Below are 12,045 nucleotides of genomic sequence, written 5' to 3' on the forward strand. Positions count from 1 at the left end.
CGTCGCGGGGGTGATCGCGCCCGGCGGCGCGGCCGACGCGATCGACGAGCGGCGGCGGGTGCTGCTCGCCGCGGTGGCCTCGGAGCGGGCCGCCGCGACCGCGCGGCTGGAGCTCTACCCGCGCGACCTGGATCCGGTACGCGCGCTGCGGCTGGCCCAGGCCGGCGTGGTGCCTCCGGCGGCCTCGCTGGAGGCGGGTCGCGGGCTGACGCCGGAGCTGGTGACCCAGCGGGTGCGGACGCGCTTCCCGGAGCTGGACCCGTTGCCGCCGCACCCGAAGCTGGACCGGCTGCTCGCCGAGGCTGGCTTCGAGCTGCGCTGGGACCGCGACAAGTACGTCCCGCCGCCGCCCCGCAACGCGTCGTCCTCCATGTCGATCATGCAGCGGCGTCCGTCGCTGACCGTCACGCCGAGCCGGTGGACGGCCGAGTCGCCGGAGCTGGCGGCGGCGATGCGGGCCGAGGAGCGGCTGACCGGGGCGAGGTCCGCCGGCGGGTTCCGGGCGCTGACGGTACGACTGTCGCGGTACGGCCTGGCGCGCGAGGAGCTGGCCCGGCGCTTCGACGCCCGGCCGGTCAACGTGGCGGCCCGTTTCCTGGGCCACCTGCACGCCCTGGTCGATGCGCACCCGAAGCCGACCTGGGAGACGGTGGTCGGGGCGGACATTGCTCCGCCCGGCTCTCGGGGGGCCATCAAGCTGGGGGAGTACGTCGAGCGGGCGTGGCAGTTGGCCGCGCCGGAGCTGCGCGCCGAGCTGTCGGCCGACGCGGGTCCGGTGCTGCTGCACGACGCGGCGGTGCTGGCGCGGTACCGGGCGATGGACCGGCTCTACGAGCTGGCCGATGCGGCGCGCGGTGGGGTGGGTGGCGTGTGGCTGCTCTGCCCGATGGAGGACCCGGCGCTACTGCCCAAGCTGGACGGTGCGGTGGTGCGGGTGGGCGACAACGAGTGGATCGCGCTGCCGGACGCCTGGGTCGTCAACGCACACCGCAGCACAATGGCCGCCTCCTGACCGGCTGCCGTGGTCGACTGGATTGGTGGGAGGTCTGAATGGCGCCTCAAGAGCTACCGGAAGCGGATGTGGCTCGGGCGCGTCAGTGGTGCGACCAGCGTGTCCCCGAGCGTGTCCGTGACCAGGTGCGGATCGAGTGTGAGGAGGCGGCCCGCCACCTGACGATCGTCGAGTGCCGGGCCCCGTGGCGAGCCGACATGGGGTCGGAGTGGACGCGGCTTCCCGTCGCGCGCCTCCGGTACACCAAGAGCACCGGCACGTGGACGCTGTACCACCGGGACCGCAACCTCCGGTTCCATCGTTACGACCTGACTCCGCCCACCGGCAACATGGCCGAACTTCTCGACGAACTCGATCGGGACCCCACAGCGATCTTCTGGGGTTGACAGCTCCGATCAGTCGACTGTGCCGGGAGGCACCACCCAGGCGGTCGGCTGCCCGGTGATTGCCGTGATCATGTCGAAGTCACCGTCGTAGTGCAGCACGGTGGCGCCGTGGCGTTCGGCGGTGGCGGCGATCAGCAGGTCCGCCATCGACAGGGCGCGGTGGTTGCCCTTGTGGAGCGCCTGGACCTGGACGTCGATCGCCCGGTCCCAGATCTCGTCGGGCATGGCCAGCCAGTCGAAGCCGCCGAGCAGCCACCGCGCACGCTGCGCGTCCTTGGCGGTGCGGGCACTGTGGATCACTTCGATCTCCACCGCTCCACACACCGCCAGCAGCCCTCCGTCGGACAACTCATCGAGCACGGTGGCCACCGTGGGCTTGGGCCAGCGGGCGAGCGCCGATTTGTCGAGGAGGTAAAGTTCGCGGCTCACGCCGCGTCCGGCTTCGCCGTGCCCGTTCCGCCGGTCAGGTCGGGAAGCCCACCGGTCTTGAGCCAGTCGGCGAACTCGCGCCGCTTTTCCCGCTTGACCACGGCCTCGAGAGCGGCGTTGACCGTCGCCTTCTTCGTCGTGGTACCGAGGATCTTCGACGCCTCCGCGAGCAGCTCGTCGTCAACGTCCAGGATCGTTCGTGACATGGTCGGGGCGCCTCTCTGCCGGCAGCGAGTCAGCACCGATGATATCAAGAATTCGCGTAGTTGATATCACTGCTCTCGCGGCGCGCCGGACGAGATCACGTGGCTTGTGCGGACGCCACCGCGGCGCGCGACCGGCCCGGAAGTATCCGACCGGTATGTCAGGATGGCGGCATGACGACACCAGAGCTCCCCAACGGCGCCCCGACCTGGGTTGACATTGGTACGACCGACATTCCGGGTGCCGTCGCCTTCTACACCCGGCTCTTCGGCTGGACACACCTGGATTTCGGACCCGACGCGGGCGGCTACGGAGCGTTCCTCAAGGACGGCCGGCGGGCGGCCGGGATCGGCCCGGCGGCGGATCCGGAGCGCGGCACGTCCTGGGCGACCTATCTCGCTACGGACGACGCGACGGCGACCGCTGCCGCCGCGGAGGCCGCCGGCGCAAAGGTGATCATGGCACCGATGCAGGTGATGGACCAGGGCACCATGGCGATCCTGGTCGACCCCACGAGCGCGTACGTCTCGATCTGGCAGCCCGGCAAGCACCGCGGCGCCGAGGTGACCGGCGAGCACGGCAGCTTCACCTGGGCCGAGCTCATGACGAGCGACATCGCGGCGAGCAAGGCGTTCTACGCCTCCGTCTTCGGGGTCACGACGCGGGACGTGGCAATGGGCGGCAACGAGACCTACACGCTCATCGAGGCCGGTGGGCAGCCCGTGGCGGGAGCCATGCAGATCAGGCCCGACTGGGGACCGATGCCCTCGCAGTGGAGCGTCTACTTCGCCGTCGACGACTGCGACGCCACCGCGGACCTGGCCATCTCGCTAGGCGCGACGGAGAACCTGCGGCAGGACTCGCCCGCCGGGCGATTCGCCACACTCACCGACCCGCAGGGTGGCGGCTTCTCGATCATCAAGAACGACCCGAACTTCTCCATGTGACGCTGCGGCCGGCCCACCGTTCGAGGTTGGCGCGGGGCGGGTGTGTTCCCGTGCGGCGGTCAGCCGAGCCAGCGGCCGTCGCGCATGAGGACGCGTCCCTGCAGTTCGTTCGCCTCCCGCCAGGCCTGGATGCGCCGCGGCCGGATCAGGAAGTATTTGTAGGGCTCGTCGAGCTCGCGCGGGTCGAAACCGGTCTTGGTCGCGAACGCGTCGCCCGTCTCCGGGTCGAGGTCGGCGATGTCCACCGGTTCGGCGATGCCGTCGACGACGACGACGTCGCGCGTCGGCCCAAGGCTGAGTCGGACGCGGCCGTCCGCCAGCAGGTTGCGGCCGGTGACCGAGGCGCGCGGCGTCGAGATGAGGAACGCGGTCCCGTCCCAGAGGTACGAGAGCGGGATGAGGTGGACGCCGCCCGGGGAGCCCGACGTCGCGACCCAGAGATCGACGTCGCTCTCGAGTTTCGAGCGAGTGTCCCGCAGCCTCTCCTCAAGCCCACGTGGCGGCGCGCCCGTCATGATTCCTCCAGTCACTTCGTGGAGAGCCCTTCCTCCAGGGGAGGGCTCCATCGGTCATCAGTCGGTTCACCCGGCGGCCGTCCCGTGATCGGCGGCCAGCTAGGGCAGGCAGCAGTGACACATCAGGGCGTGGGTGCCAGCGATGCGGCCGCCCAGGCAAACCCGTCCGGGTCGGTGAAAGGCCCGGCATCGCCGCCGATCATGAGCCGGTGCGATCCGGTGCCGTCGGGAGCGACGCCTAGGTCCTTGGCAAGGGCGCGGCGCCGGTACAGCGCCAGCTTGACGGGACTCGACCCAGCAGCGAACTCGACGTACATGCGGCCAAAGCTCTTCGCCACGGCAAGGCCGCGCTCCACGTAGAACCGCCTGCTGGCGGCCACGTCCGCGACTCCCAGCAGGAGCACGACCTCGTCGATCTGCCGGGTGGCCGGGCCGGTGTCCTTCTTCGCCGAGGTCGCGACCTTCCAGATCGTCCCGTCCGGGGCTTGTACGACACCGCCGTAGCCCCAGAGCGACTTCGCGGCAGGCTTCAGTGGCGTGGCACCGGCGTCCAGGGCGGCGCCGATGAGGCCGTTGACGGTGGCCGGCTGGGACACCGTGAGCGCCAGCGTGAACCCACGGAAGCCGGTCGTCGGTGCCTCCGAGGCCCGCAGGCGTATCTGCGTGTCCAAACCAAAGGCGGCGGTGTAGAAGCGGTTGGCGGCCTCAGGGTCGGCCACGTCGAGGGTGACGGATTCGATGGATGCCATGACCATCACGCTAGTTGCGGCTCGGCGACCGGCGCTTCTTGATTCCTGACCGGTCTTGTCACCTGTTTCGCCACACATGGCGGCATCCCCGCCGCAGGCCCCGTCGGGCGGCGCCGGTAGGCGCTGGGCGGCATGCCGACCAGCTCGGTGAAGCGGGTGCTGAAGGTGCCCAGCGACGCACAGCCGACCGTGAAGCAGACCTCGGTGACGCTGAGGTCACCACGACGCAGCAGCGCCATCGCGCGCTCGACGCGACGCGTCATCAAATAGGCGTACGGCGACTCGCCGTAGGCCGACCGGAACTGGCGGCTGAGGTGCCCGGCCGACATGTGCACGCCCCGGGCGAGCGCCTCGACGTTCAGCGGCTGCGCGTACTCCCGGTCGATCCGGTCGCGGACACGACGCAGCCGCGCCAGGTCGCTCAGTCGCTGCGCCGCGGTGAGTGCGCGCCCCCACGAGGGGTGACACATGAGAGAACTCCTTCTAACGATATCTGCGAGCGCCTGCCGAGCAGGCGGCGAGGTGCTCGATGACGATGACCGTCTTGCCGGGAATCGACGAGCCGGTCGAAGGAAGCGATGGCCGCCGCATTCTTCGCAGGTGGTCGCGACGCCGGCCATCATGGCCGAATCGATGACCGGACGGCTCAGCGAAGCTCCTGGATGCGAACCAGGTTGCCTGCGGGATCGCGGAAGGCGCAGTCGCGGATGCCGTACGGCTGCTCGGTCGGCTCCTGGACGACCTCGGCGTCGCTGGCCTGCAGCTTCTCGAAGGTGCCGGTGAGGTCTTTGGTGGCCAGCAGGATCCAGCCGTAGGTGCCCTTGGCCATCATCTCGGCAATGGTGCGGCGCTCGTCGTCGGTGACGCCAGGGTCGGCGGCCGGCGGCGCCAGGAGGATGGACGTGTCGGGCTGGCCGGCGGGGCCGACCGTGATCCAGCGCATCTTGCCGTTTCCGACGTCGTTGCGGACCTCGAAGCCGAGGACGTCGCGGTAGAAGGCCAGGGAGGCGTCCGGGTCGGTGTGCGGGAGAAAGCTCGTGTGAATGGTGATGTCCATGGCAGTCACGCTAGTTACGGCTTCGTGGCCGCGCTTCTCGATTCCTGATCGGTCTGGTCACCTGCTTCGCGACGCACGGCGGCATCCCCGCCGTCGCCCGCGCCCCCTGGCGCCGCGTCACCCAGGATGCCCTCAAGCGTCTCCCAGGTGATCACAAGCCGGGACAGGGCCTTTTCCTCAGCCACCAGTCGCCGGTTCAGCTCCGCGTTCTGCTCCCGGGTGCGCTCCACCGGCTCCCGGTCGGTAGCCTCCCGACCAGACCGCTCCTCAGTGATGAGTACAGACCCTCCCGGCGCAGGAACGACCCGCCCTCACCCGCGGCCACGGCCTGCTCATACCGGGTCAACCCGGCAAGCACCGCGGTGCCGGATCGCCCTGCCGGACGGATGGGTCGTCAACGCCCACCGCAGCGCCCTCGCCACCCCGTGAACTAAGCCCGGATCGGAATGCCGTGGTCGCGGTCGTCGGTGAGGATCTCGAAGAGGGCGCGGTGTTCGGCGAGCAGGGTCTCCTGGGCTCCCGTAATGCGGTCGGTCACCTCCAGCTCGCAACGCGCAATCTTGGTGTTGAGGCAGTGCTTCACCCCGCCCGGTGGATTCGAGTACACCAGGCCGACGAACGCCTCGGCCGGTGCCTCGATACGTCCCCGAATCCGCAATCCGGCCCTGCTCACCGCGAAGGTGCAGGGGCCGCGGCTGCTGTTGCTCGGTGGACGGAGCTGGCGGGTCACCTACATCGACTGGAAGCGCCACCGGTGCTTCGTCGAGCCCGCGGAGGGTGGCGGGAAGGCGCTCTGGATGACCGGCGGGCTGCCGCAGGGCCTGTCGTACCAGATGGTTCGCGCCATGCGTGAGGTGCTGCTCGGGGCCGATCCACCGGTCAGTCTCACGCAACGGGCGGTAGCGCGGTTGGCGCAGCTGCGCGACGAGGCGACGTCCTGGGCGCACCCTGGCGGTACGGTGATCGTTCGGGACCGTGAAGGCGAGGTCCGCTGGTGGACCTGGGCCGGCTTCCGCGCCAACGCCACCCTCGTCGCCACTCTCAGCGAGTTGGCGGATCCGAGCCAGCGCTATGACGACGCGTCCATCCGGCTGCGTCCCGACCTGGATCGTGAGATGTGGCGGATCGCCACGGCTGATGCCGCAGGTCGGATCTGTCTGCCGGACGTGACCGAGAAGGCCCTCGCGGGGCTCAAATTCAGTGCCGCCCTTCCCTCACGGCTGGCGACCGCCACGCTCGCGGCAAGGCTCGCAGATATCGACTCTGCCACGGCCGTGCTTCAGGAGCCCGTCAGATTCGCCTACCTGTGAGAACTTGTCATCGAGCGGCTCGAAGTGGCGGTTTCGTCCAGGCGTAACGGTCGATAGAGTTCAATCGGTCGACGCTTGTCGTTCGGCAAGCGGCCCTAGGCTCCGCGTGTCATTCCCTGTCCACGGGAGGCTTTGTGTCCATCCGTTCCCGCGCGCGCCGTGCACTCACCGGTTGCGCCGCGCTGGCCGTCGCTGCGGCCGTCGCCGTCCCCGCACCGTCTGCGGCCTTCGCGGCCGACGACCACTCCGCGCTGGCCGGCATCACCAACATCGTGGTCATCTACGAGGAGAACCACAGCTTCGACAACCTCTTCGGCGGCTGGGAGGGGGTCAACGGCCTGAGCAAGGCAGCGCCGGACCACACCGTCCAGGTCGGCCAGGACGGCAAGCCGCTGGCCTGCCTGCCGCAGAACGACGTGAACCTGCCGCCCATCAAGACCGACTGCACCGGCGGCGTCTTCCCGAACAAGCCGTTCGGCATCGAGGACTACATCAAGCCCGAGGACACCACCTGCCCGGTGTTGAACGGGCCGTACAAGCCGAACGGCTGGCTGAACGGCACCGGCACCCCCGGTGGCTGCACGGAGGACCTGGTGCACCGCTTCTACCAGGAGCAGTACCAGATCAACGGCGGCCGGCAGAACCGGTACGTCACCGGCAGCGACGCCCTCGGACTGACCATGGGCCACTACGACACGGGGTCGCTGCCGATCTACCGGTACCTGCACGGCCCCGACGCGCCGCGCTACGCGGTCGCGGACAACTTCTTCCAGGCCGCCTTCGGGGGCTCGTTCCTCAACCACCAGTGGCTGATCGCCGCCCGTACGCCGGTGTGGACCGACAAGACCACCGCAGCGGGCAAGAACTCCCTCGTCGACGCCAACGGCATGCCGCGGTCCTACCCGCTGTACCAGGCGACCGGCCCGGCGAGCGACGGCCCGCTCACCGAGGCGCCCGAGGCGGACGGCTCCTGCACGGTGGCGGTCTGCGGCGACTATGCGATCAACACGGTGCAGCCCTGGTACCAGCCGTACAGCCCGGGCACCCCGAACGACCGCCGGATGCCGTCCCTGACCCACGACACCATCGGCGACCGGCTCTCCGCCAAGCACGTCGACTGGGCCTGGTACGCCGGCGGCTGGGACAACGCCAGCGGCAACGTCGGCGGGGCCGGCTGGACCAACGGCACCGACGGCAAGACCTGCGCCAGCCCGCGCACCATGACCAGCGCGGTCTACCCGTACTGCCCGGACGCCACCTTCCAGTTTCACCACCAGCCCTTCAACTACTTCGCCACGTACGCCCCCGGCACGCAGGCCCGCGCCCAGCACCTGCGCGACGAGGTGGAGTTCATCGCCGCGGCGAAGGCGGGCAAGCTCAAGCCGGTCAGCTTCGTCAAGCCGGTCGGCGAGGAGAACGAACACCCCGGCTACGCCTCCGAGGCCACCGGCAGCGACCATCTGGTCGAGCTGCTCAAGGCGATCGAGGGCGGTAAGCAGGCCAAGAACACCATGGTCATCGTGACCTACGACGAGTTCGGCGGGCAGTGGGATCACGTCTCCCCGCCCAAGGGCGACGTCTGGGGCCCGGGCACCCGGATCCCCGCACTGGTGATCTCGCCGCGCCTGGCCGAGCCGTTCAGCGTGGACAGCACGCCCCACGACACCACCTCGGTGCTCGCCACGATCGAGCAGAAGTTCCACCTCGCGCCGCTGACCACCCGGGACGCCAGGGTGGCCAGCCTCGCCTCCGCCTTCGCCGGCGGCGACGACCAGGGCGACGACAGGAACGGCCGGGCTGGCGGTCAGGCCGCTGCGGGCGCCAGTGACGGCCAGGCCGCCCTGGGCGCCACCGGCGGACTGCTGCTCCCCGGCGGGAGCGCAACGGGCATGGCGGTCGTCGGCCTCGCGCTGGTCGCCGCCGGGGCCGCGCTGGCGGTCACCCGCCGTCGACGGTCCGGCTGACCCATCCCGTACGCGAGGCGGGCCGGGACGACACGTCCCGGCCCGCCCGATCGTCTCGGAGGGTCAGTTCCAGATACCGGTGATCGGGCTGGCCGCGCAGGAGTTGCCGGTACAGGCGACGCCGGTCAGGCTCTGCAGGGTGCGCAGGACCGTGTAGTGCGTGATCCGCTCGCCGTGGCCGCCGGTGGCGACGTGCGCGCCGAAGAAGATGGTGGGAATGCGGTTGTCCGCGCTGCGGTCGTCCTCGTCGAAGGTGACCACGAGCAGGCTGTTGTGTGTCTTCGCCCAGCTGGCGTACCCGCCCAGGCTGTTCTTCAGCCAGGTGTCGCCGGTTGAAACGGAGCAGTCGTGCATGTCGTGGCACAGGTCGGGCGCCACGATCGATACCCTCGGCAGTCTGGCGTAGTCCGTCGGGAAGTCGGCGAACCGCAGGTTGCTCGACGACGGAACGTTGGTGAAGTTCACCCAGGGGCTGTGCTTGCGGGCGTACCGGCCGTCGACGCAGCCGGAGTAGCCCGGTGAGGGCATGCTCTCGGAGTATCCGGCGAAGGTCTGCCCTGCCGTGATCAACTGGTGGCCCAGGTTCTCCGTCGAGTAGGTGTGCGGACAGGAGTCGTTCGCGAGGCCCTGCGTGGAGCCGGAGAAGAGCGCCAGGTAGTTGGGTTCGCTGGGGTGCATCACCGCGAACGACTGGGTCATGGTCGCCCCGTTCGTCCCGAGCGAGGTCAGATAGGGAGCGTCGGCGTTGCCGACGATCTCGCCGTACGAGTGATTCTCCTCGACCACCACCAGGATGTGGTCGTACGAGGGGAGGCCGCCGGAGGTGGGCACCGCCGCAGGGCGGCATCCGGCGGCCGTGAGCGCGACGACGACCAGTACCAGAAACCGGCGAAACCGCATGTCCTGCTCCCTCCGCCGCGCCGGCCGGTCGCCGCCCGGTACGGCCTCCCAGTCAGTTCACAGCGCGCTGAACTGGGCGAATGCCGACAGGCGGCATAGCCTGGTTCCGCTTGCTACCCGCCCCCCGACGCAGGGAATCCACGTGTCGCAGTCAATCACCACCCGCTCCGATCTCCGAGGCGGACCGGCCGATCCGGTCCCGCGGCGGCGATCGGCCCGCCGGCCCTGGCCACGTTGGGCCCGGTGGTGCGTGGCCGTCGGCGCGACCCTGATGATGCTCAGTGGGGTGGCGCTGGGTGGTGCCCAGTACCTGCTCCACACCGCGACCAGCAAGGTCACCCAGCAGAATCTGCTCGGTGCCGCCGCGGCGCCGCAGCACCGGACCATCACCGGAGCGAAGAACATCCTCCTCGTCGGGGTCGACACCCGTCCGCACCAGGATCCCAGTCAGCTCATCCGCTCCGACTCGATCATCCTGATGCACATCCCGGCCGACCACTCCCAGGCGTACCTGGTGTCACTGCCGCGGGACTCGCTGGTCACCATCCCCGCCTACCGCAACGGCGCGACGTCGTACGCGGGCGGCAAGAACAAGATCAACGCTGCCTTCGCATTCGGCAGCCGGGGGCTCACCGGCGCGCCCGCCCTGTCACACGGCTTCGAGCTGCTGGCCCTGACCGTACGTGACCTCACCGGGATCACCCCGGACGCGGGCGCGATCATCGACTTCCAGGGGTTCAAGAAGATCGTCCAGGTGCTCGGCAAAGTCTGCATGTACGTCGACGAGACCACCACCTCGATCCACGTCGGGCGGGACGACGCGACCGGCCAGCCGGCGGCACCGTACAAGATCAACCCCGATGGCACGGTGAACCACCGCATCCCCGGGGTCACCCCGAACATCTACACCAAGGGCAACCACTGTCTGGACCCGGCGCAGGCGCTGGACTTCGTCCGGCAGCGGGACCTGCTGGCCAACCACGACTACGACTACGGCCGGCAGCGCCACCAGCAGCAGTTCCTCAAGGCGGTGCTGCACCAGGTGATGACCGAGGGCCTGAACTCGCCGACGAAGCTGCCCGGGCTGCTGTCGGCGGTCGGCAAGACCATGACCGTCGACGACGGCGGCATCCCGCTGGGGGACTGGGCCTTCGCCATGCGCGGCATCCAGCCCGACGCGATCACCACGATCAAGACCAACGACGGCACCTTCAACAGCCGTACCGTCCCGGGGGTCGGCAGCGCCGAGATCCTCAGCCCGACCAGCCTGGAACTGCTCCGCTCGGTGCGGGACGACACCGTCGGGTCGTTCGTCCAGGCGCACCCGAGGTGGGTGGCCGCCTCGGAGCCGACCACCCCGGCGCACTGATCACGTCACGGTCGGGCGATCCGGGCGGCGAGGTCGAGGGCGGCTCGGATCGGGTCGTCCGACCAGCGGCTGTCGAACACGTCGTACAGCGGCCAGCCGGCCCGCAGCAGGGTCCGCTGTCGCTCCACGTGCGCCGCGACCCCGTCCGGGTGCACCCCGCAGATCACCCCGACCGCGTCCGCGTCCTCGCCGACGCAGAGGTCGACCCGCCACCGGCCCACCGGGTAGCCCGGTCGTACCGGCAGCCCGAGTCGGCGTAGCTCCTCGGCCAGCGCGGCCGTCCAGCCCTCCGCCGGGCCCGGGTCGGTCTGGGCCGGGGCGGGCGGACGCCCGGCGTACCCGAGGTAGTCGCCGACCAGGCCCTGCGGCGACCGCAGGGACGTGACCACCGTGAGGTGCTTCCGGGCCCTCGTGACCAGGACGTTGAACAGGTTCGGCTCGGTGACGAACCGGTGCCGGGACGGCGGGTCCTCCGCGACCAGCCCGAGGGACGCGATCACCACGTCCGCCTCGCTGCCCTGGAACGCGTGCACCGTCCCGGACCGCAACCCGAGGCGCTCGATCTCGTCGACGTCGTACGCGGCCAGCAGCGCCGCCTCCAGCGCGTCGGCCTGCGCGCGGAAGGGACTGACGACCGCGATCCCACCGTCGGGTGGGTCGGCGGCGCGCCTGCGGACCAGGTCCAGCACTGCGTCGACCTCGGCCTGGTTGACGCCGTCGGTCACGGCGGCGTCGGGGACCGCCACCACGTCGATGACGTCGGCGCGCTCGTTGCGCGGGTGGCGGGTGACCAGCTCCAGTCGTCCGTCGTAGAACCGGCGCGCGGAGAACTGGATGAGGTGCGGTGCGGAGCGGTGGTGCTCGCCAAGCCAGGTGACCGGGGCGGCGCCGGCCGCCACGTCGAACGCGCTGGACCGGCGCACGTCGAGCCGGTCGGCGAAGCGCTCCAGGCCGTGCCGGCGCAGCGTCGCGGTCACGTCCACGTCGGCCACGAACGAGACGAAGCGGAGCTGCCGCGGGTCCCCGGCAACCAGCGCGCGGCGGGCCCGGGCCAGCACCGGGGCGGCCCGGAGCTGGTCGATGTGCGCGGCCTCGTCCAGCACCACGAGGTCGAACATGCCGGCCACCGGCGGCAGGAGGTCCTCGACGTCGGCGACCGTGCCCACCCAGAGCGGCAGCGCGCGTACCAGCGCGCCCGCGACA

15 protein-coding genes and 1 pseudogene are annotated in these 12,045 nt (G+C 70.3%); 6 read left to right on the plus strand and 10 right to left on the minus strand.

Annotated elements, in window-relative coordinates:
* Together DKL51_RS34785 and DKL51_RS06585 are read left to right on the plus strand one after the other, a co-directional pair.
* Nucleotides 1-1,012, plus strand: a pseudogene (locus DKL51_RS34785) (hypothetical protein); the annotation flags it as partial.
* A 38-nt stretch (nucleotides 1,013-1,050) separates the two neighbouring features.
* Nucleotides 1,051-1,398 (plus strand): DUF3024 domain-containing protein, encoded by a 348-nt coding sequence (locus tag DKL51_RS06585; RefSeq protein ID WP_109946575.1) that lies wholly within the window; start codon nucleotides 1,051-1,053, stop codon nucleotides 1,396-1,398.
* A gap of 9 nt (nucleotides 1,399-1,407) precedes the next feature.
* On the opposite strand, the gene DKL51_RS06590 is transcribed toward DKL51_RS06585, so the two are convergent.
* Nucleotides 1,408-1,827: a PIN domain nuclease gene (locus DKL51_RS06590; protein ID WP_109946574.1), complete on the minus strand. Its 420-nt coding sequence runs from the start codon at nucleotides 1,825-1,827 to the stop codon at nucleotides 1,408-1,410.
* Nucleotides 1,824-2,033 (minus strand): type II toxin-antitoxin system VapB family antitoxin, encoded by a 210-nt coding sequence (locus DKL51_RS06595; RefSeq protein WP_109946573.1) that lies wholly within the window; start codon nucleotides 2,031-2,033, stop codon nucleotides 1,824-1,826. The genes DKL51_RS06590 and DKL51_RS06595 overlap by 4 nt, the downstream gene beginning before the upstream one ends.
* Before the next feature lie 171 nt (nucleotides 2,034-2,204).
* On the opposite strand from DKL51_RS06595, the gene DKL51_RS06600 reads away from it, so the two are divergent.
* A complete protein-coding gene (locus DKL51_RS06600; RefSeq protein WP_109946572.1) occupies nucleotides 2,205-2,978 on the plus strand; it encodes a VOC family protein in 774 nt (257 codons plus the stop codon).
* Between the two features lie 59 nt (nucleotides 2,979-3,037).
* On the opposite strand, the gene DKL51_RS06605 is transcribed toward DKL51_RS06600, so the two are convergent.
* From DKL51_RS06605 to DKL51_RS06630, 6 genes are all read right to left on the minus strand, one after another.
* Complete coding sequence (locus DKL51_RS06605; RefSeq protein ID WP_109946571.1) at nucleotides 3,038-3,493, minus strand: pyridoxamine 5'-phosphate oxidase family protein; 456 nt, start codon at nucleotides 3,491-3,493, stop codon at nucleotides 3,038-3,040.
* Nucleotides 3,494-3,615: 122 nt separating this feature from the next.
* On the minus strand, nucleotides 3,616-4,242 hold the full coding sequence (locus DKL51_RS06610) for a VOC family protein (protein WP_109946579.1): 627 nt from the start codon (nucleotides 4,240-4,242) through the stop codon (nucleotides 3,616-3,618).
* A gap of 5 nt (nucleotides 4,243-4,247) precedes the next feature.
* Nucleotides 4,248-4,712 carry a helix-turn-helix transcriptional regulator gene (locus DKL51_RS06615; protein WP_109946570.1) on the minus strand — a complete coding sequence of 155 codons (465 nt, stop codon included), beginning with the start codon at nucleotides 4,710-4,712 and terminating at the stop codon, nucleotides 4,248-4,250.
* Between the two features lie 176 nt (nucleotides 4,713-4,888).
* Nucleotides 4,889-5,299 (minus strand): VOC family protein, encoded by a 411-nt coding sequence (locus tag DKL51_RS06620; protein WP_109946569.1) that lies wholly within the window; start codon nucleotides 5,297-5,299, stop codon nucleotides 4,889-4,891.
* A gap of 14 nt (nucleotides 5,300-5,313) precedes the next feature.
* Nucleotides 5,314-5,529: a hypothetical protein gene (locus DKL51_RS34790; protein WP_185734727.1), complete on the minus strand. Its 216-nt coding sequence runs from the start codon at nucleotides 5,527-5,529 to the stop codon at nucleotides 5,314-5,316.
* Between the two features lie 200 nt (nucleotides 5,530-5,729).
* Nucleotides 5,730-6,029: a hypothetical protein gene (locus DKL51_RS06630; protein ID WP_185734728.1), complete on the minus strand. Its 300-nt coding sequence runs from the start codon at nucleotides 6,027-6,029 to the stop codon at nucleotides 5,730-5,732.
* Between the two features lie 67 nt (nucleotides 6,030-6,096).
* Here DKL51_RS06630 and DKL51_RS06635 point away from each other — a divergent pair, with 67 nt between their 5' ends.
* Together DKL51_RS06635 and acpA are read left to right on the plus strand one after the other, a co-directional pair.
* A complete protein-coding gene (locus DKL51_RS06635; protein ID WP_123827081.1) occupies nucleotides 6,097-6,609 on the plus strand; it encodes a hypothetical protein in 513 nt (170 codons plus the stop codon).
* Nucleotides 6,610-6,743: 134 nt separating this feature from the next.
* Nucleotides 6,744-8,573, plus strand: coding sequence for an acid phosphatase (gene acpA, locus DKL51_RS06640; RefSeq protein WP_207783971.1), 1,830 nt, complete (start codon nucleotides 6,744-6,746; stop codon nucleotides 8,571-8,573).
* 63 nt (nucleotides 8,574-8,636) lie between these two features.
* On the opposite strand, the gene DKL51_RS06645 is transcribed toward acpA, so the two are convergent.
* A complete protein-coding gene (locus DKL51_RS06645) occupies nucleotides 8,637-9,473 on the minus strand; it encodes an alkaline phosphatase family protein (RefSeq protein WP_109946567.1) in 837 nt (278 codons plus the stop codon).
* A 250-nt stretch (nucleotides 9,474-9,723) separates the two neighbouring features.
* Between DKL51_RS06645 and DKL51_RS06650 the strand changes: the two genes are divergently transcribed.
* Complete coding sequence (locus DKL51_RS06650; protein WP_243422589.1) at nucleotides 9,724-10,842, plus strand: LCP family protein; 1,119 nt, start codon at nucleotides 9,724-9,726, stop codon at nucleotides 10,840-10,842.
* A gap of 5 nt (nucleotides 10,843-10,847) precedes the next feature.
* Here the strand turns inward: DKL51_RS06650 and DKL51_RS06655 are convergent.
* Nucleotides 10,848-12,045 (minus strand): AAA domain-containing protein (locus tag DKL51_RS06655; protein WP_185734729.1); only part of this gene is annotated, 1,198 nt, incomplete at its 5' end.

Source organism: Micromonospora globispora (assembly GCF_003857015.1).
Lineage (GTDB): Bacteria > Actinomycetota > Actinomycetes > Mycobacteriales > Micromonosporaceae > Micromonospora > Micromonospora globispora.